Source organism: Mesorhizobium sp. 113-3-3, from assembly GCF_016756495.1.
GTDB lineage: Bacteria > Pseudomonadota > Alphaproteobacteria > Rhizobiales > Rhizobiaceae > Mesorhizobium.
Window position 1 is genome coordinate 662,176 of sequence record NZ_AP023243.1, and the last position, 23,568, is coordinate 685,743.

At 64.3% G+C, this 23,568-nt stretch carries 29 protein-coding genes; 15 read left to right on the forward strand and 14 right to left on the reverse strand.

The window, feature by feature from the left end; translation table 11 throughout:
• Positions 1 to 33: 33 nt before the first annotated feature.
• A complete protein-coding gene (locus tag JG746_RS03060) occupies positions 34 to 1,203 on the reverse strand; it encodes an AI-2E family transporter (protein ID WP_202359247.1) in 1,170 nt (389 codons plus the stop codon).
• A 97-nt stretch (positions 1,204 to 1,300) separates the two neighbouring features.
• A complete protein-coding gene (locus tag JG746_RS03065) occupies positions 1,301 to 2,362 on the reverse strand; it encodes an LLM class flavin-dependent oxidoreductase (RefSeq protein ID WP_202356831.1) in 1,062 nt (353 codons plus the stop codon).
• Positions 2,363 to 2,583: 221 nt separating this feature from the next.
• Between JG746_RS03065 and JG746_RS03070 the strand changes: the two genes are divergently transcribed.
• Complete coding sequence (locus tag JG746_RS03070; RefSeq protein ID WP_202356832.1) at positions 2,584 to 3,012, forward strand: DUF6481 family protein; 429 nt, start codon at positions 2,584 to 2,586, stop codon at positions 3,010 to 3,012.
• A gap of 99 nt (positions 3,013 to 3,111) precedes the next feature.
• Here the strand turns inward: JG746_RS03070 and sugE are convergent, their stop codons facing one another.
• A complete protein-coding gene (sugE, locus tag JG746_RS03075) occupies positions 3,112 to 3,426 on the reverse strand; it encodes a quaternary ammonium compound efflux SMR transporter SugE (protein ID WP_202356833.1) in 315 nt (104 codons plus the stop codon).
• 193 nt (positions 3,427 to 3,619) lie between these two features.
• On the reverse strand, positions 3,620 to 3,886 hold the full coding sequence (locus tag JG746_RS03080) for a hypothetical protein (RefSeq protein WP_202359567.1): 267 nt from the start codon (positions 3,884 to 3,886) through the stop codon (positions 3,620 to 3,622).
• Between the two features lie 72 nt (positions 3,887 to 3,958).
• Here JG746_RS03080 and JG746_RS03085 point away from each other — a divergent pair, with 72 nt between their 5' ends.
• From JG746_RS03085 to JG746_RS03100, 4 genes are all read left to right on the forward strand, one after another.
• Entirely contained in the window at positions 3,959 to 4,768 is an 810-nt protein-coding gene (locus JG746_RS03085) for a transglutaminase-like domain-containing protein (RefSeq protein WP_202356834.1), read from the forward strand.
• A gap of 118 nt (positions 4,769 to 4,886) precedes the next feature.
• A complete protein-coding gene (locus tag JG746_RS03090; RefSeq protein WP_202356835.1) occupies positions 4,887 to 5,837 on the forward strand; it encodes a cation diffusion facilitator family transporter in 951 nt (316 codons plus the stop codon).
• A gap of 160 nt (positions 5,838 to 5,997) precedes the next feature.
• Entirely contained in the window at positions 5,998 to 6,402 is a 405-nt protein-coding gene (locus JG746_RS03095; protein ID WP_202356836.1) for a GFA family protein, read from the forward strand.
• Between the two features lie 82 nt (positions 6,403 to 6,484).
• Positions 6,485 to 7,297 carry a class I SAM-dependent methyltransferase gene (locus JG746_RS03100; RefSeq protein WP_202356837.1) on the forward strand — a complete coding sequence of 271 codons (813 nt, stop codon included), beginning with the start codon at positions 6,485 to 6,487 and terminating at the stop codon, positions 7,295 to 7,297.
• Here the strand turns inward: JG746_RS03100 and JG746_RS03105 are convergent.
• A complete protein-coding gene (locus JG746_RS03105; RefSeq protein WP_202356838.1) occupies positions 7,294 to 8,565 on the reverse strand; it encodes a DNA recombination protein RmuC in 1,272 nt (423 codons plus the stop codon). The two genes, JG746_RS03100 and JG746_RS03105, sit on opposite strands and share 4 nt — an antisense overlap.
• Before the next feature lie 103 nt (positions 8,566 to 8,668).
• Here JG746_RS03105 and def point away from each other — a divergent pair, with 103 nt between their 5' ends.
• The 4 genes from def to truA are packed head-to-tail and all read left to right on the forward strand — an operon-like array spanning position 8,669 to position 11,432.
• The gene (def, locus tag JG746_RS03110) at positions 8,669 to 9,199 is read left to right on the forward strand and encodes a peptide deformylase (RefSeq protein ID WP_202356839.1); all 531 of its coding nucleotides are present in this window, start codon (positions 8,669 to 8,671) and stop codon (positions 9,197 to 9,199) included.
• A gap of 6 nt (positions 9,200 to 9,205) precedes the next feature.
• Positions 9,206 to 10,159: a methionyl-tRNA formyltransferase gene (fmt, locus tag JG746_RS03115; RefSeq protein ID WP_202356840.1), complete on the forward strand. Its 954-nt coding sequence runs from the start codon at positions 9,206 to 9,208 to the stop codon at positions 10,157 to 10,159.
• Positions 10,156 to 10,662: a GNAT family N-acetyltransferase gene (locus JG746_RS03120; RefSeq protein ID WP_202356841.1), complete on the forward strand. Its 507-nt coding sequence runs from the start codon at positions 10,156 to 10,158 to the stop codon at positions 10,660 to 10,662. Before fmt ends, JG746_RS03120 begins: the two co-directional genes overlap by 4 nt.
• A gap of 23 nt (positions 10,663 to 10,685) precedes the next feature.
• On the forward strand, positions 10,686 to 11,432 hold the full coding sequence (gene truA, locus JG746_RS03125) for a tRNA pseudouridine(38-40) synthase TruA (protein WP_202356842.1): 747 nt from the start codon (positions 10,686 to 10,688) through the stop codon (positions 11,430 to 11,432).
• A 16-nt stretch (positions 11,433 to 11,448) separates the two neighbouring features.
• On the opposite strand, the gene JG746_RS03130 is transcribed toward truA, so the two are convergent.
• Positions 11,449 to 12,081 (reverse strand): transporter, encoded by a 633-nt coding sequence (locus JG746_RS03130; protein ID WP_202356843.1) that lies wholly within the window; start codon positions 12,079 to 12,081, stop codon positions 11,449 to 11,451.
• 5 nt (positions 12,082 to 12,086) lie between these two features.
• Positions 12,087 to 13,280 carry a succinyl-diaminopimelate desuccinylase gene (gene dapE / locus JG746_RS03135; protein WP_202356844.1) on the reverse strand — a complete coding sequence of 398 codons (1,194 nt, stop codon included), beginning with the start codon at positions 13,278 to 13,280 and terminating at the stop codon, positions 12,087 to 12,089.
• Between the two features lie 125 nt (positions 13,281 to 13,405).
• Here dapE and JG746_RS03140 point away from each other — a divergent pair, with 125 nt between their 5' ends.
• Positions 13,406 to 14,458: a 2-dehydropantoate 2-reductase gene (locus JG746_RS03140; RefSeq protein WP_202356845.1), complete on the forward strand. Its 1,053-nt coding sequence runs from the start codon at positions 13,406 to 13,408 to the stop codon at positions 14,456 to 14,458.
• Here JG746_RS03140 and JG746_RS03145 read toward each other — a convergent pair.
• The 4 genes from JG746_RS03145 to dapD form a co-directional block, all read right to left on the reverse strand.
• Positions 14,361 to 15,134: a hypothetical protein gene (locus JG746_RS03145; RefSeq protein WP_202356846.1), complete on the reverse strand. Its 774-nt coding sequence runs from the start codon at positions 15,132 to 15,134 to the stop codon at positions 14,361 to 14,363. The genes JG746_RS03140 and JG746_RS03145 overlap by 98 nt on opposite strands.
• 127 nt (positions 15,135 to 15,261) lie before the next feature.
• Positions 15,262 to 15,639, reverse strand: a complete 378-nt coding sequence (locus tag JG746_RS03150; protein WP_202356847.1) for a DUF805 domain-containing protein — start codon at positions 15,637 to 15,639, stop codon at positions 15,262 to 15,264.
• On the reverse strand, positions 15,632 to 15,985 hold the full coding sequence (locus JG746_RS03155; protein WP_202356848.1) for a DUF805 domain-containing protein: 354 nt from the start codon (positions 15,983 to 15,985) through the stop codon (positions 15,632 to 15,634). Before JG746_RS03155 ends, JG746_RS03150 begins: the two co-directional genes overlap by 8 nt.
• 72 nt (positions 15,986 to 16,057) lie before the next feature.
• Complete coding sequence (dapD, locus tag JG746_RS03160; protein WP_202356849.1) at positions 16,058 to 16,912, reverse strand: 2,3,4,5-tetrahydropyridine-2,6-dicarboxylate N-succinyltransferase; 855 nt, start codon at positions 16,910 to 16,912, stop codon at positions 16,058 to 16,060.
• Between the two features lie 225 nt (positions 16,913 to 17,137).
• Between dapD and JG746_RS03165 the strand changes: the two genes are divergently transcribed.
• Positions 17,138 to 17,983 carry an LOG family protein gene (locus JG746_RS03165; RefSeq protein ID WP_081296171.1) on the forward strand — a complete coding sequence of 282 codons (846 nt, stop codon included), beginning with the start codon at positions 17,138 to 17,140 and terminating at the stop codon, positions 17,981 to 17,983.
• 119 nt (positions 17,984 to 18,102) lie between these two features.
• Here the strand turns inward: JG746_RS03165 and JG746_RS03170 are convergent, their stop codons facing one another.
• Positions 18,103 to 18,807: a pyrimidine 5'-nucleotidase gene (locus tag JG746_RS03170; protein WP_202356850.1), complete on the reverse strand. Its 705-nt coding sequence runs from the start codon at positions 18,805 to 18,807 to the stop codon at positions 18,103 to 18,105.
• A gap of 162 nt (positions 18,808 to 18,969) precedes the next feature.
• On the opposite strand from JG746_RS03170, the gene JG746_RS03175 reads away from it, so the two are divergent.
• The 3 genes from JG746_RS03175 (at position 18,970) to JG746_RS03185 (ending at position 21,535) form a co-directional block, all read left to right on the forward strand.
• The gene (locus tag JG746_RS03175; RefSeq protein ID WP_202356851.1) at positions 18,970 to 19,731 is read left to right on the forward strand and encodes a GGDEF domain-containing protein; all 762 of its coding nucleotides are present in this window, start codon (positions 18,970 to 18,972) and stop codon (positions 19,729 to 19,731) included.
• A gap of 185 nt (positions 19,732 to 19,916) precedes the next feature.
• A complete protein-coding gene (locus JG746_RS03180; RefSeq protein WP_202356852.1) occupies positions 19,917 to 20,099 on the forward strand; it encodes a hypothetical protein in 183 nt (60 codons plus the stop codon).
• A complete protein-coding gene (locus JG746_RS03185) occupies positions 20,096 to 21,535 on the forward strand; it encodes a GMC oxidoreductase (protein ID WP_202356853.1) in 1,440 nt (479 codons plus the stop codon). Before JG746_RS03180 ends, JG746_RS03185 begins: the two co-directional genes overlap by 4 nt.
• A 42-nt stretch (positions 21,536 to 21,577) precedes the next feature.
• On the opposite strand, the gene JG746_RS03190 is transcribed toward JG746_RS03185, so the two are convergent.
• Both JG746_RS03190 and JG746_RS03195 read right to left on the reverse strand, forming a co-directional pair.
• Positions 21,578 to 22,789 (reverse strand): FAD-dependent oxidoreductase, encoded by a 1,212-nt coding sequence (locus tag JG746_RS03190; RefSeq protein WP_202356854.1) that lies wholly within the window; start codon positions 22,787 to 22,789, stop codon positions 21,578 to 21,580.
• A 2-nt stretch (positions 22,790 to 22,791) separates the two neighbouring features.
• Complete coding sequence (locus tag JG746_RS03195; protein ID WP_010912744.1) at positions 22,792 to 22,959, reverse strand: hypothetical protein; 168 nt, start codon at positions 22,957 to 22,959, stop codon at positions 22,792 to 22,794.
• A gap of 96 nt (positions 22,960 to 23,055) precedes the next feature.
• Here JG746_RS03195 and JG746_RS03200 point away from each other — a divergent pair, with 96 nt between their 5' ends.
• Positions 23,056 to 23,553 carry a MarR family winged helix-turn-helix transcriptional regulator gene (locus JG746_RS03200; protein ID WP_202356855.1) on the forward strand — a complete coding sequence of 166 codons (498 nt, stop codon included), beginning with the start codon at positions 23,056 to 23,058 and terminating at the stop codon, positions 23,551 to 23,553.
• Positions 23,554 to 23,568: the final 15 nt, after the last annotated feature.

Sequence of the window (23,568 nt, forward strand, 5' to 3'; positions counted from 1 at the left end):
TTCGATCCGGGCGCCGCAAACACGGCAAGGCGGCTAGGCGGCGGCCTTGTGGTTCTCTTCCACGGGTTCGTCCTCCACCACGGCGGTTTGCTGCGCGGCGAGGAAATTGCCGACATGGCCAAGTCCCTCGAAATGGTCGCAGAACACTTTTATGACGACCAGCAGCGGCACCGCCATCAGGGCGCCGACGAAACCCCACAGCCACGACCAGAAGGCAATGGCGATGAAGATCGCCACCGCGTTGATCTCCAGACGCCTGCCGACCACCATCGGCGTCACGAACTGGCCTTCGACGACGTCGCACAACAGCACGAAGGCCGGCGCCAGAAGCGCGTAGGAAATGGTGTCGAAGCTGATCAGCGCCATCACGGCGACCAGCACGATGGTCAACAGCGCGCCGACATAGGGCAGGAAGTTGAACAATGCCGCGGCCACACCCCAGACCAGCGGGTTGGGCATGCCGAGCGCCCACAGGCCGAGGCCTATGACCGCGCCGAGACCGGCATTGATGATGGTGACGGTGAGCAGATAGTGCGAGATCTCGCGCTCCACGTCATAGACGACGCGCAGCGCCCGCTTCTTTTCGCTGAGGCTGGCGAAGGACTGGATGATCTTCTCGTAGAACATGGTGCCGGAGGAGAGCAGGAACAGCGACAGCACGAAGATGATAGTGAGGCTTGTTCCGGCCGACAGGATGTTGCTGGCGGCCGACGACAGGATGCCGGACTGGGCGACCGCGACTTTCTGGATACCCGGCTCTTGCGAGGTCTCGGTCATCTGTTCGACCTGATGCGAAATCTGCATGATCCTTTCCAGCGGACGCCGCAACTGCGCCAGCCGCTCGGTCAGTTGCTGGCCGATCGACGAGGTGTTGTTGAGGAGATCGATGACAGGACCTGAGAGCAGATAGCCGGCGATGGCGAAAACGCAGATGGACAAAATAACCAGGAGCGTCGCCGAAACCACTTCGGGAATGCCGCGCTTGCGCAGCAGCCGCACGATCGGCGTCAATGTCAGCGCCAACAGGAAAGCCAGCATCACCGGCATGAAGAAGGCGCGGCCGAAATAGAGCGCATAGACGCTCATGAAAATGAAGATGCCGACCAGCAGCGAGCGCATCAGATGCGTGTCCGCCCGGGCCTCGACGCGCGGATCCGGGCTTTCAGCAACGCCTGCGCCGGTGGCGGCGGGTTCGGCTTTCATCATGGACCCTCAGCGGTGCGCCGCAACTGGCACAGTCCGTTGACGGGAAACGCCGGCGCGTCGGCAAGGTTCCTTTGGCCGGCAAGGCCGCGGCGGCTTATGCCACCGGCGCCGCCACCGCCGGCGCGGACTTCGCCGTTTCCTTGCGCACGATCGGCGCCACTTTGGTGCCGTAGAGTTCGATCGCCTTCATGATCTTGGCGTGCGGCATGGTGCCAATTGCCATCTGCAGCAGGAATCGGTCATTTTTGAAGATCCTGTGCTGGGCAACGATCTTTTCGGCCACCTGCTCGGGGCTGCCGACGAACAGGGCGCCGTTGGGCCCACGCGACTGGTCGAAATGCGCCCGCGACGTCGGGCCCCAGCCGCGCTCGCGGCCGATGCGGTTCATCACCTCAGCCTGCGGACCGTAGAAATCGTCGGCCGCCTGTTCGGTCGTGTCGGCGATGAAGCCATGCACGTTGATGCTGGTGGCGAGGCCCGCCGGGTCGCTGCCGGCGCGCTTGGCGGCCTCGCGGTAGAGGTCGAACAGCGGCGCGAAGCGCGCCGGCTCGCCGCCGATGATGGCAAGCGCCAGCGGCAGGCCGAGCGCACCCGCGCGGGCGGCGGATTGCGGCGTGCCGCCAATGGCGATCCAGACCGGCAGCCTGTCCCGAAAGGGCCGGGGATAGACGCCGCGATCGTTGATCGGCGCGCGCAGATTGCCGGACCAGGTGACCTTCACCTGATCGCGGATGGCGAGCAGCAGGTCGAGCTTTTCGGCGAAGAGCTCGTCATAGTCCTCGAGATTGTAGCCGAACAGCGGGAAGGATTCGATGAACGAGCCGCGCCCGGCCATGATCTCGGCACGGCCGCCCGAGAGAAGATCGAGCGTGGCGAATTGCTGGAAGACGCGCACCGGATCGTCCGAGGAGAGCACCGTGACCGCGCTGGTCAGCTTGATGCGCTTCGAGCGCTCGGCGGCGGCGGCCAGCGCCACGACCGGCGCGGAGGCCGCATAGTCGGGGCGGTGATGCTCGCCCAGACCAAAGACGTCGAGACCGACCTGGTCGGCCAGCTCGACCTCCTCGATGAGGTTGCGCAGCCGCTCATACGGCCCGATGGCGCCTGGGCCGGGCTGCGGGCTGACGTCGGCAAAGGTGTAGAGACCGAGTTCCATGTGATGTCATCCTGGTGTTGGGTTTTGAGGCTAGAGGTAGCCACCGGCCTGCCTCGCCGCCAGAGGGGCTAGTGGTGAACAGTGCATGTCGGTTTGGGCAGGAAAAGGCGTCTCCCGGCTGCAACATCGCGGAATTTCATGGCTGGCATACCGATTTGGCGCTTGAACTCTCAGCATTCGCGCGTATGTAAGCCTCGCGAATTGACTTCAGGGAAGTGGACTTGGCTATCTACAGGGAAAAAGACATTTTCGAGCGGCGCAATGCCGCGAACGAGGCAAAGAAGGCGCTTCTGGAGCGCTTCAAGTCAAAGCCGGCGGCAGATGATCCTGCGGTGCTGGCGCGACAGGCCGAACGCAAGGCGATCCTCCAGGCTCGTGAGATCCGCGAAGCCGAGAAGGCAAGGCTGAAGCAGGAAAAGCTGGCACGCGAAGCGGCTGAGAAGGCCGAGCGCGAGGCAGCAGCCGAATCGGCACGTATCGCCGCCGAAGAGGCAGCCCAGGCCGAAGCCAAAATTCGGGAAGCCGAAGAGACCGAGCGCATTGCCCGCCTGCTTGCAGACGAGGCCGAGCGCAAGGCCAAGCGCGACGCCCGTTATGCGGCGCGCAAGGCTCGGACCGGCCGCGCTCCTCCGGGCTTCTCCGCCCGCTAACAGCTTCGGCGCAGCCAAGTTCGAAGATTGAATCAGGGTCGCCTCACAGCGGCCCTGAAAGTGTTTGTGCGGAAGCGCGGCTTTTTGGAGGACTTCCGCTCAGACCGCGAACTTCAGCCCCATAATGCCGCAGACGATCAGCGCGATGCAGGCGAGCCGGATCGCAGTGGCGGGCTCGCCGAGCAGCCAGATGCCGAGCAGGGCCGTGCCGACCGTGCCGATTCCGGTCCACACCGCATAGGCGGTGCCGACGGGAAGCGCCTTCAGCGCCAGGCCGAGCAAGGTGAGGCTGACGATCATCGAGGCGACCGTCAGCGCAGTCGGAACCAGCCTGGTAAATCCGTCGGTGTATTTGAGGCCGATCGCCCAGCCGATTTCAAACAGGCCGGCGAAAAACAGAAGAATCCATGACATCGGAACGCTCCATCCAGCATCGGGCCGGAGACAGGATCCGATCCTCAGATGCCGATTGTTAAGGCGGGTCGTCCCGACCGAATTGTTGGGGAGGCGCGGGGTCGTCCCCGCGCCATCGATATAGGTTGCCCAAAACGTCCGATCAACCCGGCGTCATTGTTCGACGCCGCCGGTGGGTTGCGGCGCCTGAAGCCTACTTTTCCTTGATGCGCATCGCCTTGACCGGCGGCGCCTTCAGGGCGGGAGCGGGCGCCGGCTTCTTGGCATCCTTCTTCGGCTTGCGGGCTTCCTTGCCTGCCTTCATCGCACCTTTAGCCATGATTCGTTCCTCCAGTTGCGGGGAATGAAGTGAAACAAGAGAAACGCGTTGCTGCAAGAGGGCAGCGCTTGCCGCGACCTGCCGGTCGGCAGCTTTCAACCAATTTCTAATTTGCTCGTAAACGATGGCTGTCCGTGCCATTCTCATCTTCGCACTGCAGCATCGACCCGCGCTTTCGCCGGGTGATCGCCAGGCAGGCCGGTCAGGACGACAATGCGGATCCACATCGGCTGCGAGATGAGTTTCGACTTCCCGCAGGAGACGCCGCTCATCGCGATGCTCAATGTCCACTATTCGCGCGCCTCCGACCTCGAGCGCCCGGATTTCCTGACTTCCAGCCCGCCAGTTCCAATTCAGGGTTATCGCGACAGTTTCGGCAATTGGTGCAACCGCTTCGTGGCGCCGCCCGGGCGGTTCACCTTCGGCACGGATGCGGTGATCCGCGATCCCGGCACCTTCGAAATGGCCGAACTGATGGCCTGGCAGCACGAGGTGCGCGACCTGCCGGCGGAGACGCTGCTGTTCCTCCTGCCCAGCCGGTTCTGCGAGAGCGACCTTTTGGCCAGCGAAGCCTGGCGGCTGTTCGGCCATACGCCGCTCGGCATCCCGCGCGTGCAGGCGGTGTGCGATTTCGTTCACAACCACATCGTCTTCAACTACGGCAACGCACGGCCGACGCGCACGGCGGCGGAAGCCTATCGCGAGCAGAGCGGCGTATGCCGCGACTACGCGCATCTTGCCGTCACCTTCTGCCGGGCGCTCAACATCCCGACTCGCTACTGCACCGGCTACATCAGCGATATCGGCATGCCGAAGCCGTGGTCGAGCATGGATTTCGCCGCTTGGATGGAAGTCTATCTCGGCGGCCGCTGGCACGTCTTCGACCCGCGCAACAATGCGCCGCGCATCGGCCGCATCCTGATCGCTTCCGGCCGCGACGCGGCGGATGTGCCGCTGACCCATATTTTCGGCCCGGGTACGCTCGCTGGCTTTAAGGTGTGGACCGACGAGATCGTCGAATAGGCACCGTCCCTCGGTCCCAGGCAAATCGCGTCTTGAACGACCTGGCCGTTGGCGCGTTGTGGTGGAGCTTCGGCCGTCCGGCCGTTAGACTGGGTGTGTTGAACGGAGGACCAACCGCATGGCCGGGCATGGCGGCTCCAAAGCGGTCATCTATGCGGCGCTCGCCGGCAATCTGGCCATCGCGCTGACCAAGTTCGCCGCCGCTTTCTTCACCGGCAGCTCGGCCATGCTGTCGGAAGGCGTGCATTCGCTGGTCGATACCGGCAATGGCGGCCTGCTGCTTTACGGCATGCACAGGGCCGCGCGCCCGGCCGACCGCACGCATCCGCTCGGGCACGGCCGCGAACTCTATTTCTGGAGCTTCATCGTTGCGCTGCTGGTTTTCGCGCTGGGCGCCGGCGTGTCGTTCTACGAAGGCATCATCCACATCATGGCGCCGGAGCCGGTCGCCAACGTCACGGTGAACTATGCCGTTCTGGGCCTCTCCTTCCTGTTCGAAGGCGGCTCCTGGATGGTGGCGCTGAAGGAATTCCGCCGGGAGAAGGGCACGCAAGGCTGGCTGCAGGCCGTGCAATCGAGCAAGGACCCCAGCGTCTATACCGTGCTGTTCGAGGACAGTGCCGCCCTTCTCGGCCTGATCGTCGCTTTTGCCGGCATATTGGCGGCGCAACTTCTGGAGATGCCGGAGCTCGATGGCGCCGCCTCGATCGGCATCGCGCTCATCCTCGGCGCGACCGCGATTTTCCTCGCCCGTGAAAGCAAGGGCCTGCTCATCGGCGAGCCGGCCTCGCTCGAGGTGCAGAAAAAGGTGCTGGCGATCGCCCAGCAGGATCCGGCGGTGCAGCGGGCGAACGGCGTCCTGACAGTCCACATGGGACCACAAGAGATCGTCGCCGGGCTCAGCATCGAATTCGAGGACCATCTGGCGGCACCGGAAATCGAGGCCTGTGTCGAGCGCATCGAGGGCCGCCTGAAGAAGGAGATGCCGGAGATCACGCGGCTGTTCGTCAAGCCCCAGACCACGGGTACCTGGGAGCAGCGGCGCAAGCTGATCGATGCCGCCTCCTAACTCTTTTTTTGCGTAATTCCCAAGGGCAAAGCGCTGTGCGCTTTGCCCGGGGAAAACCGCTCGCACTTTTCCTGGAATTGCTAGTCCTGGACCAGCACTGCACCGTTGCCCCGTCGCCTTGCCTTGCTAAGATCGGGCGAAGCATTTCGGAGGAACGACCATGAAGATCGACGGCGGGTGCCATTGCGGCGCCATCAATTACGAAGCTGAGGTCGACCCAGAAAAGACCTCGATCTGCCACTGCACGGACTGCCAGCAGTTGACCGGCACGGCGTTTCGCGTCTCGGTGCGGGTGCCGGAGGAGGACTACCACATCACCAGGGGCACGCCGAAAGTCTACATCAAGACCGGGGCCAGCGGTGCCAAGCGCGCCCAGGGCTTTTGCGGAGAATGCGGTTCGCATCTCTATGCGACGTCTGTCGGTGACGGGCCAAAGGTTTACGGCATCCGCGTCGGCACGGCGCGGCAGCGCGACGAACTCGTTCCCAAGACGCAGTACTGGCATCGGTCGGCGCTGCACTGGCTGCCGGAATTCGAGGGCATCAGGATCGTGGAGGAGCAGTAGCCCCGGCCTCCCGGTCGAAAGCCGCCCCAGGACAAGCAATTATGTGCTAGCCTCGCTCACCATCAAAGGGCGGGTGACAGCGATGTTGGAAACGGACAAACTGTTTGCCGGCTCGATCCCGGAAAACTACGACCGCTATATGGTGCCGTTGATTTTCGAGCCATTCGCCGCGGACCTTGCGCGGCGGGCAGCGGCCTTCTCGCCCAAAGCCGTGCTGGAAGTCGCCGCGGGCACCGGGGTCGTCACCCGTGCCCTGGCGCCAAAACTGTCGCCTGACGCAATCTATGTCGTGACCGACCTCAACCAGCCGATGCTCGACTATGCCGCTTCGCGACAAGCGCCCGACGCTCGCATCCAGTGGCGCCAGGCCGATGCCATGGCGCTGCCGTTCGAAGACGCGGCCTTCGATCTCGTTTGCTGCCAGTTCGGCGCGATGTTCTTTCCCAGCCGCCCATCCGCCTACCGCGAGGCCAGGCGTGTGCTGAAGCCCGGCGGACATTTTCTGTTCAACGTCTGGGACCGCATCGAGGAGAATGTGTTTGCCGATGACGTGACGAATGCGCTGGCAAGGATTTTCCCGGACGATCCGCCGCGCTTTCTGGCCCGCACGCCGCATGGCTACCACGATATGGCGCTGATCCGAGGGGACCTCGAAGAGGCCGGCTTCTCCGATGCGGCGATCGAGACGAGGGCCGAACAGAGCCGTGCGCCCTCACCGCGCATTCCGGCCGTTGCCTATTGCCAGGGAACCGTGCTCCGCACCGAAATCGAGGCTCGGGATCCGGGCAAACTCGACGCTGCAACAGACTATGCCGCAGCCGCGATTGCGGCCAGGCATGGCAACGGCGCGGTTGCCGCCAAAATCCAGGCACACGTCATCGTGGCTGTGGCCTAGTCGTCGCCTTCGACGACGCGCAGCCTGAGCTGGCCGGTCTTTGAATCGGCAACGCGCGGGCCGGGCTCGAGTTTCGCCGCGGGTGCCCGCGACGGTGCGTCCTGGCCGGCATCGCCATCGGCCTGCGCGCCGAACTCGAGCGCCTCGATCTTCTGGCCGCGCTTGGTCACCTTCGATGTCGAGACGAGGATATCGTCGATGTCCTTGGCCGACTGGCCGAAATGCACCTGCAGCTTGCGCACGCGCTCGTCGACGCGCGCGACATCCTCCATCAGCCGGATCACCTCGCCCTGGATCAGATGCGCCTGTTCGCGCATGCGGGCGTCCTTGAGGATGGCCTGGATGACCTGGATCGACAGCATCAGCAGCGACGGCGAGACGATGACGACGCGGGCGCGGTGCGCCTTGTGGACGATCGCCTCGAAATTCTCGTGGATTTCGGCGAACACCGATTCCGACGGCACGAACATGAAGGCGGTGTCCTGCGTTTCGCCCTGGATCAGGTATTTTTCCGAGATATCGCGGACATGGATCTCGATGTCGCGGCGGAAAGCCTGCGACGCGACCTTCTGCAGGTCGGCGCCGTCGGCGGCCCGGATGGCGTTCCAGGCTTCCAGCGGGAACTTGGCGTCGATGGCCAGCGAGGGCGCGCCGTTGGGCATCTTCACCAGGCAATCGGGCCGGCTGCCGTTCGACAGCGTCGCCTGGAATTCGTAGGCGCCCATCGGCAGGCCGTCGGCGACGATCGCCTCCATGCGCGACTGGCCGAAGGCACCGCGCGTCTGCTTGTTGGAGAGGATCGCCTGCAGCTGCACGACCTGGCCGGCAAGCGACTGGATGTTGCCTTGCGCAACATCGATGATCGCCAGCCGCTCCTGCAGTTTGGCCAGGCTTTCATGCGTGGACTTTGTCTGTTCGGTCATGGTCTGGCCGAGGCGGCCGGTCATGGCGTCGAGGCGCTGGCCGATCGACTGGGTCAGCTCCGCCTGGCGCGCGCCGAACACTTCGGCGATGGCCCCCATGCGGCCCTGCATCTCGGCCTGGCTTTGCAAGATGCCGGCCATCCGCGCCTCGGCATCACGGGCATGGTCGGCGGCTTCCGCCGCCGCAACCGCGCGCGCCTTGGCCGACCGCCACAGCGCGACGACCAGCGCCACGAACAGGCCGAGGAACAGCAAGGCGCCGAAGGCCAGCGCGTGGCCGAGTGTGATTGTCGAGGCGCCAAGCCGTGCGACGGGCTCGGAAAGGATGGTGCTCAGATCATTCATGTGGACAGCATAGCCGATTCGGCGTGACCGCACAGATCAAAACAAGAACATGGCCTAGATGCCCCGGTTGACGCTTTTCGCTGGAGGTCTTACGTGGGACGCCATGCCGATCAAGCCGCTCATCATCCTTCCCGATCCCATCCTGCGCCAGCTTTCCAAGCCGGTGGAGCGCGTCGACGCGCCTTTGCGCAAACTGGCCGACGACATGCTGGCGACCATGTATGACGCGCCCGGCATCGGACTGGCGGCCATCCAGATCGGCGAGCCGCTGCGCATGCTGGTGATCGACCTAGCCAAGGAAGACGAAACGCCGGCGCCGCATGTCTTCATCAACCCCGAGATCATGGAAAGCGCGGAGGCGCGGTCGGTCTACGAGGAAGGCTGCCTGTCGATCCCCGACTATTACGCCGAGGTCGAGCGCCCGGCTTCGGTGCGGGTGAAGTATCTCGACCGCGACGGCAAGCTGCAGGAGATGGAGGCCGAAGGGCTGATGGCGACCTGCCTGCAGCACGAGATCGACCATCTCAACGGCGTGTTGTTCATCGACCACATCTCGAAGCTGAAGCGCGACATGGTGGTGAAGAAATTCAAGAAGCTCGCCAAGGACAAGGCGCCGGGCAAGCTGGTGGGATAGGGGGAAATGCCCCTGCGCGTCATCTTCATGGGCACGCCGGAGTTTTCGGTGCCGACGCTGCGCGCGATCGCCGAGGCCGGACATGAGATACCAGCCGTCTACACGCAGCCGCCGCGCGCCGGCGGACGGCGCGGGCTGGAGCTGACACCGTCGCCTGTGCAGCGCGAGGCCGAGCGGCTGGGCATCGAGGTGCGGACGCCGACATCCCTCAAGGGCGAGGCCGAGCAGGCCGCTTTCAGCGCCCTGCGGGCCGATATCGCCGTGGTCGTCGCTTATGGGCTGCTGCTGCCGAAGGCAATTCTCGACGCGCCCCGGCTCGGCTGCATCAACGGCCATGCGTCGCTTTTGCCGCGCTGGCGCGGCGCCGCCCCTATCCAGCGCGCCATCATGGCGGGTGACCCGGAAAGCGGCATGATGGTGATGCGCATGGAAGAGGGCCTCGACACCGGACCGGTGGGATTGCTTGAAAAATGTGCCATCGAGCCCGATATGACAGCCGGCGATCTGCATGATCGGTTGATGCGCGTCGGTGCTGCCCTGATGGTGGAAGCGCTGGCGCGGCTGGAAGAGAACACCCTGACATTTACCGCGCAAGCGGCGGAAGGGGTGACTTACGCCAGAAAAATCGATAAATCCGAGACGCGCGTGGACTGGACGCGGCCCGCGGCCGAGGTCCACAACCACCTTCGTGGCCTGTCGCCCTTCCCCGGCGCCTGGTCCGAAATTGACATTGGCGGCCGCATGGAACGGCTGAAACTGCTTCGCTCGACGCTGTCCGAAGGCCTGTCGCCTTCGGACGATTTGAGCGAGTCGGGAGGAATTCTCGATGACCGGCTGACGGTCGCCTGCGGGACAGGCGCGATCAGACTGGTCGAAGTTCAACGTGCGGGCGGAAAGCCCGCCGCCGCGTCGGAATTCCTGCGCGGAGCCAAGATCGTAAAAGGAATGAAGTTCTCATGAGCATGATGTCGATACGCGCGGCGACGCCGCGGGATCGCGAGGCCATTCGCCTCGTGGAAGAACATGCCTTCGGCCAGCAGGCGGAGGCCGGGCTGGTCGACGCGCTGGTCACCGGCGGCGACGCCGTCGTCGAACTGGTGGCGGAAGAAGACGGCCAGGTGGTGGGCCATATCCTGTTTTCGCGGCTCTACGTCCAGAATGGCGGCAAGAGCCTGGCGGCCGTGGCGCTGGCGCCACTGGCGGTGGAACCCTCGTTCCATGGCTCAGGCATTGGCGGCGCACTGATCCGCGAGGCGCATATCCGCCTCAAGGATGCCGGCGAGACGCTGGCCGTGGTGCTGGGCGACCCGGCCTATTACGGCCGTTTCGGCTATAGCCATGCGCGGGCCGAGAAGTTCGAAAGCGAATACCAGGGCGAAGCGCTGCAGGCGCTGGCCTGGGGCGACGCTCCGGAGGCCGGCAAGCTGGTCTACGCTTCCGCCTTCACCGCTCTCGCCGCCTAGGCGAGAGCGTATAAGCTGCCGGCATGCCGCGTTTTCGCCTCGACATCGAATATGACGGCAGCCTGTTCGCCGGCTGGCAGCACCAGGCCGACCAGCCTTCGGTGCAGCAGGCGATCGAGCAGGCGATCGAAAAATTCAGTGGCGAGGCGGTGCGGTTGCGCGCCGCCGGCCGCACCGATGCCGGCGTGCATGCGACCGCCCAGGTGGCGCATGCCGACCTCGCCAAGCCATGGCCTGGCGACAAGGTACGCGATGCTGTCAACGCCCATCTGCAGGCGGCCGGCGCGCATGTCGCCATCCTGAAGGCGGCGATCGTCCCGGACGAGTTCGACGCGCGCTTCTCGGCCACCGGCCGCCACTATCTCTACCGCATCCTCAACCGCCGCGCGCCCGCGGCGCTGGAAAAGGGCAAGGTGTGGTGGGTGCCGAAGCGGCTTGACGCCGGCGCCATGCACGAGGCCGCGAAACTTCTTCTCGGCCGGCATGATTTCACCACCTTCCGTTCGACCCAGTGCCAGGCCAACAGCCCGGTTCGCACGCTGGAACGGCTCGATGTGAGCCGGGCGGGCGACATGATCGAGGTGAGGGCTTCGGCCCGTTCCTTCCTGCACAACCAGGTACGCTCCATGGTCGGCTCGCTCAAGCGCGTCGGCGATGGCGGCTGGACCGAAGCCGATCTCAAGGCGGCGCTCGAAGCGCGCGACCGCGCCGCCTGCGGCCAGGTCGCGCCGCCCGACGGGCTTTTCCTCATTGGCGTCGATTATCCCTGAATAGAGCCCGCAGGCTCTACCCCGGGAACGGCGCGGAAAGGCTCTGGGCCCCGATGTCGTCCGGCACGGCGATGCCAAGCAGCATCTGAAGACCGAACAGCACCAGCAGCGAAGCGATGAACATGCCGACGAAAACGGCGGTGCCGACCGCCACGCCCTTGCCGATCGTGGCGTTGGTCATGCGCCAGGTCAGCGCCATCGACAGGGCAAACAAGAGCAGCGACACAAGGCTCGAGACCTGGCTTGCCGACGTCAGGAAAAGCCTGATCAGCGCCGAGGGCAGCATCAGCCAGGCGGTGATGGCGGAAGCCCAGTTGCTGGCGACGACATAATGCACGAAGCGCCCGCCAATGCCGACGCGCGGCGCGACCAAAGCGAGCGCGACCAGCGGCAGCACCCAGGAGCCGATATCGACGGTCGCCAGGCGCAACAACATGCTGAAACGGCCCACGAAGGCGTCGGGATCGCCGATCTGGTTGGCGATGCCGACCCAGCCGACGATCAGCGCCGGCGCGGCAACGACGATGGCGAAGAAGGAATTCCAGAACCCGTCGGCCGACAGGTCGAGCAGGCGCAGGCCGTCGACCTTGCCGAGCATCAGTCGCCAGGCACCGGTCAGCGAAGCTTGGGTTTCATCCGCCGAAAGCATGCTGCTCAGCCCTGCCCGAACCAGTCTTCGATGAAACGCTGATAGATCCGCGTCAGCGTTTCGAGATCGGCAAGGGAGACGCGCTCGTCGACCATATGCATCGTCTTGCCGACCAGGCCGAATTCGACCACCGGGCAGTAATCCTTGATGAAGCGCGCATCCGACGTGCCGCCCGACGTGGACAGCGCCGGTTGCTTGCCGACCGCCGCCTTGATCGAGCCGGCAAGCGTGTCGACCAGCTTGTCGTCGCGGGTCAGGAAAACATGGCTTGGCCGGTCGCGCCAGACAAGGTCGTAGTCGACCGGCGTCTTCTTGCCCGGCCGGTACTTCTTGCGCTTCGCCGCCTGGTCGAGCCGGTTGTGGATTTCGGCCTGGACGGTCTCGGCCGTCCAGGTGTCGTTGAAGCGGATGTTGAAGGTCGCGGTCGCCTTCGCGGGGATGACATTGGTGGCCGGATTGCCGACATCGATGGAGGTGACCTCCAGATTGGTCGGCTGGAAATCCCTGGTCCCCTTGTCGAAGACGGGATGCAGCAAGGCGTCGACCAGGCCGATCAGCCCGCGCACCGGATTGTCGGCAAGCTGCGGATAGGCGGCATGGCCCTGCCGGCCATTGACCGTGAACGAACCGGAGAGCGAGCCGCGCCGGCCGATCTTGATCATGTCACCGAGCGCATCCGGGTTGGTCGGCTCGCCGACGATCGAGGCATCCCATTTCTCGCCCCGGGAAGCGGCCCATTCGAGCAGCTTGACGGTGCCGTTGATGGCCGGGCCTTCCTCGTCACCGGTGATCAGCAGCGACACCGAGCCCTTGGGACCGCCATGCTGCTCGACATGGCGCGCTATCGCCGCAATGAAGCAGGCAATGCCGCCCTTCATGTCGACGGCGCCACGGCCATACATCTCGCCATTGGCGATCTCGGCGGCGAAAGGCGGATGCGTCCAGGCAGCTTCGTCGCCGACCGGCACGACATCGGTATGGCCGGCGAACATCAGATGCGGGCCGTTGCCGGACCGCCTTGCATAGAGGTTCTCGATATCGGGCGTACCGTCTTCCGAAAAGACTGGCCGGTCGACCAGGAAGCCGAGCGGTTTCAGCATCGTTTCCAGCGCGCTCAGCGCACCGCCTTCGGCTGGTGTCACCGAGGTACAGCGGATGAGGGTGGCGAGGTTTGCGGCGGGATCGGTCGGCAGCGTCATGGCAAAAGCGATAGTCGAAAGCGGAAGGCCTGTCACGGCCAGACATGGGGGCCAGCCCAATGGCAGGCGATGGCGCCGACATTATGGTTTTCATGTCGTATAGTCCGGCCGGCCCGGAGTAAGAAATGGCAAACGGGGAAAAACGGATCGTCATCGCCGGTGCCGGCAGCATCGGCTGCTATGTCGGCGGCTGCCTGGCGCTTGGCGGGCGGCAGGTTGTGCTGCTGGTCCGGCCGCGCATCGAGGCAGCGCTGCGGCAAGGCGGATTGCGCATCAGCGACCTTGAAGGCCGCGATCGGCTGGTCAAGCCGGACGGGCTCGAGGTAACCGCCGATCCCGCCGGCGCTCTGCCGCAGGCGGACGTAATTCTGGTCACCGTCAAGAGCGGCGCGACGCAGGAGATGGCCGGGCTGATCAAGGCCCATGCCCGCCCCGATGCGATGGTGGTCAGCCTGCAGAACGGCGTCGACAATGCCGACAGGCTGCGCGCCGGGTGTGGCCCACGAATCGTGCTGGCTGGCATGGTGCCGTTCAACGTGGTGCAATCGCCCGATGGCGAATTGCCGCTGAGCGTCCACCGCGCCAGCGACGGCAAGGTTATGATCGAGGACGGTGGCCTTGCCGGTCTTCTCGATGTCGCCAGTTTTCTCAATGTCGAAGGGCTGGGGGTCGAGACGCATGGCGACATGAAGGCCGTGCTCTGGGGCAAGCTTCTGATGAACCTCAACAACGCGCTGGTGGCGCTGTCGGACCTGCCGCTGGCGCGCGAACTAGCCGATCGCCGCTGGCGGCTGATCCTGGCCGGCCAGATCGACGAGGCCCTGCTGGCGATGAAAGCCTCCGGCATCGCGCCGGCGCGGATCGCCGGGCTGCGGCCGGCGCTGCTGCCGAAGGTGCTTCGGCTGCCGGACTGGCTGTTCAAACGGCTCGCGCGGCGCATGCTGGCGATCGACCCGCAGGCGCGCTCGTCGATGTGGGACGACCTGCAGCGCGGCCGGCCGACGGAAATCGGCGAACTGCAAGGCGCTGTGCTGGGCCTCGCCGAAAGAACGGGGACGCCGGCGCCGCTCCTGAAAAGCGTTACCGCTTTGGTGCGCGCCGCGGAAGCGGCGCGGCTTGGCCCGCCGGGCCTGGCGCCGGAACAGGTTGCGCGGCCGGATGGTTCTCGATCAGCGTGATCTTCTGCCAGATCTTGCGCGACAGATTGGACGCCAGGTTCTCGATGTCGTTGACGCCGTCGATGACGACATCGTCATTGACCGACTGCGCGAACAGGGCGGCGATCTTGCCGGTGATCGACAGCATTTCGGAGCAATAGTCGAGGTAGCGCGCCAGATCGGCGGCATTGGTGATGCGGGCCGGAGAATGCGCCGTCGGCTTGAAATTGGCCGAGAGTGCCGCCGGATCCTTGGTCAGCTGGTGCATGTCGATGACATGGATCAGCGAGCGCAGGCCGTGCAGTTGGCGAAACACCCGCTTGCGCTTGATTCGCTCCTCGGTGCGGACCAGCGCCAGCAGGCCGAGCACGGCAAGGATGATCATGTTGATCGTGGCTTCGATGCCTTGCACCGACTGCACCGCATCGTCGGCCTGGGAGATGTGGATGAGCGGCAGGATGGTGCCGACGAACAGGAAGATCAGCGCGCCGGCGAGGACAGCGGCGATGATCAGGCCGCGCAGCCACCAGATCGGCTCCTCGAGCGCCTTTGCCGCCTTGGCCAGGTCGCGCGACAGCGACACCAGTTCGGCGGCGACGCCGCGCAGCCCGGCATTGGGAAAGCGCTCGGCAACGCGCTCCTCAAGCCGTTCGGCGGTGTCGATGATCAGTTTCGGATCAAGCGTGCGGTAGCGCATGTCCGATCGGCCCTCAGAGCATGATGCCGAAAAGTGTGAAGCGGTCTTCGGACGACATCATGCTCTATCTCTTTGATTTAGAGCCGGATTCATATCTCAGGTCGATTCGCCCTGAGATCATCCGGCTCTAGGGTTGTGCCGGCTCGTTGGTGCGCCGGCCATAGCGGTTGGGCCCAGGCTGCCCTGGAAACAGGCACAACACAAGAAAGGCGATGATCGAGACGACTGGTACGAACAGGATCAGCGCGGCAATGCCCGGCTTGTCGAGGTCGTGCAGCCGCTTCACCGCCAGCGCGATGTTCGACCACAGCGAGGCAATGAAGGCGATGAAGAAGATGAACGACCACATGTTGCTCTCGGCCGAGCCTTCCGGCACCAGCGTGAAGCGGTAGAGCGGGAAGGCCTGGATGATGGCGACGAGCAGGCCACCAAGAAAATAGGCCGCGCGGCTGACGCGGCCCGATGTCTTGAAGAAAAGCCAGGTGAGATTTGAACTGTCAGGCAAGCGGGTCCGGTCCGTATTGATTGGCGCCCCTGGCGCCTTCGAGAATGCCGCATTCCACCAAAAACCAGATCGCGCCGATAAAGGGCACCAGGATGATCAGGCTCCACCAACCGGACTTGCCCCGATCATGCCAGCGCTTGGCGTAGACGGCGAAGACCGAATAGAGCATGGCGAGCGAGTAGATTACATAGATAAAGCCGTAAGGCATTCGGTTGAATGTCGTGCCCAGTATGTTGTCAAGGATCATGGCGATCACCGCGCCGACGAAAATGACGCCCACGCAAGCCCAGAATTTGGCGCGGTTGATGCGACCCTCATAGCTGGTCAGCAGATATTTCCAGTCCATGTCACCCCTCCATGTTGAACCAGCGCGACGGATTGTCGCGCCGGCGGAAGGTGCGCCCGCCCGGCGGAAAGATCAATCGCGCAGCAATTCGTTGATCGAGGTCTTCGAGCGGGTCTTGGCGTCGACGCGCTTGACGATGACGGCGCAGTAGAGGCTGGGGCCGGGCTCGTTGTTTGGAAACTGCTTGCCGGGCATCGAGCCCGCGACGACGACCGAATTGGGCGGCACTTCGCCATAGAAGACCTCGCCGGTGGCGCGATCGACGATCTTGGTCGACTGGCCGATGAAGACGCCCATGCCAAGCACCGAGCCCTCACGCACGATGCAGCCCTCGACAACTTCCGAACGCGCGCCGATGAAGCAATTGTCCTCGATGATGGTGGGGCCGGCCTGCATCGGCTCCAGCACGCCGCCAATGCCGACGCCGCCCGACAGATGCACGTTCTTGCCGATCTGGGCGCAGGAACCAACCGAGGCCCAGGTGTCGACCATGGTGCCCGTGTCGACATAGGCGCCGACATTGACGAAGGACGGCATCAGCACGGCGCCCGGGGCGACATAGGCGGAACGGCGCACGATCGACGACGGCACGGCGCGAAAACCCGCCTTCTCGAAATCGACGGCGCCCCAGCCGTCGAACTTCGACGGCACCTTGTCCCACCAGACGGCCTCGCCCGGGCCACCCTTGATGATCTCCATCGGGTTGAGCCGGAAGGAGAGCAGCACGGCCTTCTTCAGCCACTGGTTGACGTGCCACTTGCCGTCGGGCTGACGTTCGGCGACGCGGGCGGCGCCGCGGTCGAGCAGGTCGAGTGCCGACTGGATGGCGTCGCGCGTCTCGCCGCGGGTCGCGGTCGAAATCGTGTCGCGCTCCTCGAAGGCCTTCTCGATGGTCTTTTCGAGGCTCGCCAGATCGGGCTTCGACATGAATTCGCTCCATTACCAAGCTGTTAAGGGGCTGCGCCTTAACCTGTTTTGAAAGTCGCGCGGACCCCAGGCATGCTTCGCCTGCCTGGGTCCTTGCATAAGCAGGTTCTTGTGGCAAAACCGCCGGATACTTCTGCGGAACCTGCTTATGTTAAGGCTCCATGGGGGTCAATCGCACCTGCGTCATGGGACGGCGCAGTCAAGGAAATTTGGACGGGTAATTTGATGACACCTATGGAAAAGGCGGGGTGGACGCCGCTGCCGCATTCGGACGAGGATCTGGAGCGGTCGAAAAGCGTTCCGGACACGCCGCAGACGCGGGCCGAGACCTACCGGCTTGCCTGGAACGATCCCGACTTCATGACGCGGCGCGAATTGCGCGCGGTGCGGCTGCAGCTCGAACTCCTGAAGCCGGAAATGATCCTGGCCGAACGCGGTATCCGTTCGACGGTGATCCTGTTCGGCGGCGCGCGCCTGCCCGAACCCGGCGGTGAGGCCTGGGCGGCCAAGAACGAGACGCAGAAGAAGAACCTCGAGGAAAACAGCAAATATTACGAGGAGGCGCGCAAATTCGCCCGCCTGTGCTCGCAGCAGTCGGCCGCCTCATATTACCGCGAGTATGTCGTGGTGACCGGCGGCGGCCCCGGTGTGATGGAAGCGGGAAACCGCGGCGCCGACGATGTCGGCGCGCCGTCGATCGGGCTCAACATCGTGCTGCCGCATGAGCAGGCGCCGAACGCCTATGTGACGCCGGAGCTGTGCTTCAACTTCCACTATTTCGCCATCCGCAAGATGCATTTCGTCATGCGCGCCAAGGCGGTGGCGGTGTTTCCCGGCGGCTTCGGCACGATGGACGAGTTCTTCGAGACGCTGACGCTGATCCAGACCGGACGCATGGAGCGCGTGCCGGTGATCCTGTTCGGCAAATCCTTCTGGAAACGGGCGATCAATCTCGATTTCCTCGCCGAGCAAGGCACGATCAGCCCCGGCGACCAGGACATCATCGATTTCGTCGACACCGCCGACGAGGCCTGGGGGATTGTCAGCCGGTTCTACAAGTTAGGGGAGTAAGGGAGTAGGGCAGTAAGGCAGTAGGGGAAATCGATCTGGAAAGCAGAGCACGAGAACGCATTCCTACTGCCCTACTGCCCTACTGCCCTACTGCCCTACTGCCCTACTGCCCTACTGCCCTACTGCCCTGCGACTATCCCCGTCAAAAACCCCGCCAGATCGTCGGTGACAAAATCGACGTCGTCTTCCTGCGCGGGGTCGCGTTCCCAGATCTCGGCAAAGGTCGGCTCGAAATTGCGCGGCACCACCAGCACGGTGGTCATGCCCAGCGCCTTCGGCACCTCCAGGTTGCGGGCAAGATCCTCGAACATCACCGCATTGTGGCCGGTGACGGCGTGCAACTCGGCGAACTTCTCGTAGGTCTGGCGCGCCGGCTTGGGGTTGAGGCCGGCGGCGACGATGTCGAAGATGTCGTCGAAATGGTCGAGGATGCCGAGCTGGCGCGCGGTGCGCTCGGCATGCTTGCGATCGCCATTGGTGAAGATGAACTTGCGGCCGGGAAGCTGGCGAATGGCGGTGCCCAGGACAGGGTCGGGCACCAGCCATGAATAGTCGATGTCATGGACCTTCTCGAGGAAATCATCGGGATCGATGCCATGGCGCGTCATCAGCCCGTTCAGCGTCGTGCCATATTCGAGATAAAGCTCCTTCTGCAGCTTGCGCGCCTCGTCGCGCGGCAGCGACAGCAGCTCCCCGACATAGGCCGTCATCTTGACATCGATCTGCGAGAACAGATTCGAATGATGCGGATAGAGCGTGTTGTCGAGGTCGAACACCCAGTCGGTGACATGGGCGAAGCGGGCGGGATCAGGCTGCGTGGTCATGCGCTCCTTATGGCATGAAACGCGGATTCTGAAAGAGACTTTATCCACAACTTCCACGCGCTTTTAGTGGCATAAATGGCCGCACGATTCAAATTTTAAGCAACCGGGAAAGTTGGCCTTCAGGGCTTGCTGGCACAGAGACAGTCCTGTGGGGAGCCTGCGATGAACAGCATCATTCTGAAATCCGCCGCTATCGCTTTCGCTTCCGTAGCCGCCTCTCTTCTTCTGACGCTGATCATCGTTCCGGCGCTCGGATTCCCGGTCAACCGAACGATCTGGCTGACCTCGACGCTGTGCCCGCTGGTGCTTGCATGGGTGGCCTGCGCCAGCACCTTCTGGCAGAGCGACAGGTTGAAGAACGCGCACCGCGAACTGGCCCGGGCGCACGCCCAGCTTGCCGCCGCACACCGCCGCCTGTCGGAGAAGGCCAGCCGCGACGACATGACCGGAATGCTCAACCGCGAAAGCTTCTTTGCCGCGCTGGACGGCTCCCGGCGCAAGTCCGACCGCGGCGCGCTGCTGATCATCGACGCCGATCATTTCAAGAAGATCAACGACAGTTTCGGCCACCTGACCGGGGACGACGCGCTGCTGCTGATCGCCAGCGCCATCGAGCGCGGCGTGCGCAGCGGCGATGTGCTTGGCCGCATCGGCGGCGAGGAGTTCGGCGCGTTTCTGGTCGGCGCCACCGAGCAGGAAGCCAAGCGTGTCGCCGAGCGCATTCGCCGCGAGGTCGAGCTGATCCGCTTCAGGCCGGTCGATGAACGGACCATTCCGCTGACCGTCAGCATCGGCGGCACAGTCTGCGGCGAGGACGTCAACGTATCTGACCTGATGCGCGCGGCGGACCGGCGCCTCTACCAGGCCAAGCATCGCGGCCGCAACCTGACGATCCTCGATACCGACATTTCCGCGGCCGCCTGAGCGGCCAGCCCGGCACACCCGGCCTGTTAAGGAATTTCTAACCCTGTTTGCATTCGGTTGTACCGCCTGGCGGCCTTTTCACTGCTTTGAGGCCTGGCTTGGCACGATACTGGCCTCTGTGACGACGCGTGTGCCGTTCGGGGAATGTCATGCGCGCATCGAAGCCCCTATCCGAGAGACCTGTCATGAGTTTCTTCAAGAAAATGTCGCGCCGCACACTCGTGCAGGCGCTGATCGCCCTGCCTGCCATGTCCCTGTTCCGCAAGCTGCCCGAGGCCGACGCGGCCAATGCTGGTCAATCGCGGGCCGACCCGAATGAAATCGTCGAGGTCAATGGCTGGATCCTGAAGCGGAGCGACCTGGCATGATCTTCGACAGCTATGAGGCGTATCGCGCCGCCAACTTCAAACCGAAGGTATGCATCCTTGGCTCCGGCCCGGCCGGCACCACCATTGCCCGCAAGCTGGGCGCCGCCGGCATCCCGGTCGTGGTGCTGGAGGCCGGCTCGCGCGAGTTCAGCGACGAGTCGCAGGATTTCTACCGAGGCACCACGGTCGGCGATTTCTATTTCGACCTCGACATCACGCGGCTGCGCTATATGGGCGGCAGCTCCAACCACTGGGCTGGCTGGTGCCGGGTGCTCGACAAGCAGGATTTCGAGCCGAAGGCCTGGGCGCCCGACACCGGCTGGCCGATCCGCCGCGCCAACATCGAGCCCTATCTGCCGGAGGTGCACGATATCCTCGAACTTCCCGACTTCCGGCCCGATGTGCCGATCTCGGACGACATACGCTGGGTGCAGCTGATCAAGAGCCCGGCGGTGCGCTTCGGCGAGAAATTCGCCGACGAGCTCGACAAGAGCCGCAACATCGCCGTCGTGCTCAACACCTATGCCACCGAGCTTGCCGGCGACGGTAAACGGGTGACCGGCGCCAAACTATGGTCCAACGGCCAGGACGCCGGCGCCTTCAGCGCCGACTATTTCATCGTCTGCACCGGCGGACTGGAGAATTCGCGGCTGCTTCTGTGGTCGAACCAGCGCTCCAACGGCGGCGTGGTGCCGAACGCCACGGCACTTGGCCGCTACTGGATGGAGCATCCGACCTTCGAGGGCGGCAATGCCATCCTGGCCGACTACGGCGAGTTCGAGGTCGATGCCGTGAACGAGGCCTTCTTCTCGCCGACGCTGGCCGCGATGGAGCGTCTGCAAATCATGAATTTCGGCATCAGGCTGATCGAGACACCCTATGCCGGCGTCAAGCATGTCATTGCCGACCTCGCCTGCACGGCGCCCGACATGGCCGAATGGGTCGCCTATCAGCTCAGCCAGAACCTGCGCTGCGCGGCGCAGCTCTATGTCGCCTGGGAACAGGCGCCGCTGGCCTCCAACCAGATCGAGCTGTCGAAGACCGATGTCGACCATGCCGGCGTACCGCGCATCGAGCTGCACTGGAAGAAATCGGAACTCGAGCGGCGCACGCTCGTCGAAGGCCTGAAGCTATTCGGCACGACGCTGATCGAGAAGGATCTCGGCCGCGTCCGTCTTATGGACTGGATCGCCAATGGCGAAGACTATCCGACCAACGAGGAGACCGCCGGACACCATCACATGGGCGGCACGCGCATGGGCACCGACGTCACCACGAGCGTGGTGGACGCCAACTGCAAGGTGCACGGCATGGACAATCTCTATGTCGGCGGCTCCTCGGTGTTCTGCACGTCCGGTCAAGCCAACCCGACGACGACGATCACCGCGCTGGCCTGCCGGCTGGGCGACCATCTGAGCAAGGTGGTCGCTGTCTGAGCAGCCTGGAACAGCCGCGCCCGCGACGGGCGCGGATGCTCGTCAGGTCGATGGTTTTTCGAGCGGCGCCAGGTCGGCGCGGTAGCGCGTCATGGCGCGGGTCGTGCGCGAACCGAAGCGGATGAAGAACGGCAGCATCAGGTCGCGCAGGAACAAAGCGACGCGGCCTTTCACCTGCTTTTGCGAGCCGATCCGCCGGCTGACCTTGACGATATGCTCGACGCGGTCCTGGCGCAGCGCCTGGAAGGCGGCGAAGGCCTGGGCCGGTAGCGGCGTCGCATCCAGGCACGCGGCCAGCACGACGGCGTCCTCGACGGCCATCGATGCGCCCTGCCCCGAATGCGGCGAGACGGCGTGCGCCGCATCGCCCAGAAGAATCACCCGCCTGGTGTGCCATTTTGGCAGATGCAGCATGTCGAACACGGGGTAGGTGCGCGGGATTTGCGTGACGGTCTCGACGATCTGACGGATCGTCCGGGGATCGCCGGCATGCAGCTGGCGAACTGTTGCCGCCAGATGCAAGGGATCGGGTCTCGCCAGGGCGGCATCCTCGTCCAGCGGGAAGGACGAGAACCATAATACCGGCCCGTCTTCCGGTTTCATGTAGCCGAAGAAGGCTTTCTTGCCGAACACCATACGCATCAGGCCGCCGGTCGGTTCGACAAAGGGCAGTTCCACCACACCGCCGACGCCGGTCAGTCCGGTATAGACAGGATCGGGAGAGGCCGGAAAACAGACGCGGCGGACGCGCGACCAGACACCATCGCAACCTGCCAGCCATGCGGCATCGACCGCAACGCCATTGCCGAAGGCAAGGCGCACGCAATCAGGCTGGTCTTCGATCTCGGTGACCGCATGGCCAAAACGGATATCGGCGCCAAGCGCCAGGGCTTCATCCAGCAGCGCGCCGAGCAGGTCCGAGCGCCGCAGCGTGATGCTTTCGGCGCCCGCTTCGCGCATTGCCTGCCGCTCGTCGAGATGGATGAGCCGGTGCCCGGCGGCGTTCATGATCTCGAAGCCAAGGGTGCGAATGCCCAGCGCGCTTACGCGTTCGGCGAGCCCGAGCGCGCGCAAGGCATTGATGCCGTTGGGCGCCAAGGTGAGGAAGACGCCTTCGCTCAAATCTTCGCGCGACCGTGCCTCGAACAGGCAGACGCCAATCCCTTGCCGGCGAAGCATGACGGCAAGGGCCAGCCCGGCAACGCCGGCGCCAATGATGGCGACCGACAATGCCGAGGGGGTGGTGACGGCCATCTTCACAGGCCGTAGATGGCGATACGCACGAGCACCGCGGCCGCGGCCAGCGCCACGAGCAGGATGCCGAGGCCGATGGGAGAACCCCAGCCATACCATTCCATCGCCAGCTTGGCGTATTTGAATTCATCCTCGTGGGAGAGAGGGGTACGTTGTTGAATCAAGCTCATTTTTTCACTCCTTGTCGGCGGCCAGGCCCTTGCCTTGTCGGCGCTGCGGCCGCATATTGCTGCGATAGACTAAATGTTAGACGGATTGATAGTTAGATGATCGAAATAAATTCGTCAAGCGGATATCGCGACGAAATGACGGCCGCGATCGGCCTTGCCGTGATGCAATGGCAGGACGCGACGCAGGCCTATGACGAAGCGGTGGCGACGCGGCTCGGGCTGAACATGGCCGAGCGCCATTGCATCGGGCTGCTCTATGGCGGCCCGCAATCGGCCGGCGCGATCGCGACCGCAACCGGGCTGACGCCGGCCGCGGTGACGGCGCTGATCGACCGGCTGGAGGCGCGCGGCCTGCTGACGCGCACGCGCAGTCTCGAGGACAGGCGTAAGGTGGTGATCGAAGCGACCGAGGCGACGCGGGAACTGTCGGCGCGCTATTACGGCGCGATCGCCAAGGAGGGCGAGAAGGTGATCGCCACCTTCAGCGACGCTGAGCTCGCGACCATATCACGCTTCGTCAACGCCGCGCTCGACCTGCAGCGCGCCCAGCTTACGCGGCTGAAGGCGGAGGGATCGGCCACCCCCGAGCGATAGCGGCGTCGGGTGTGT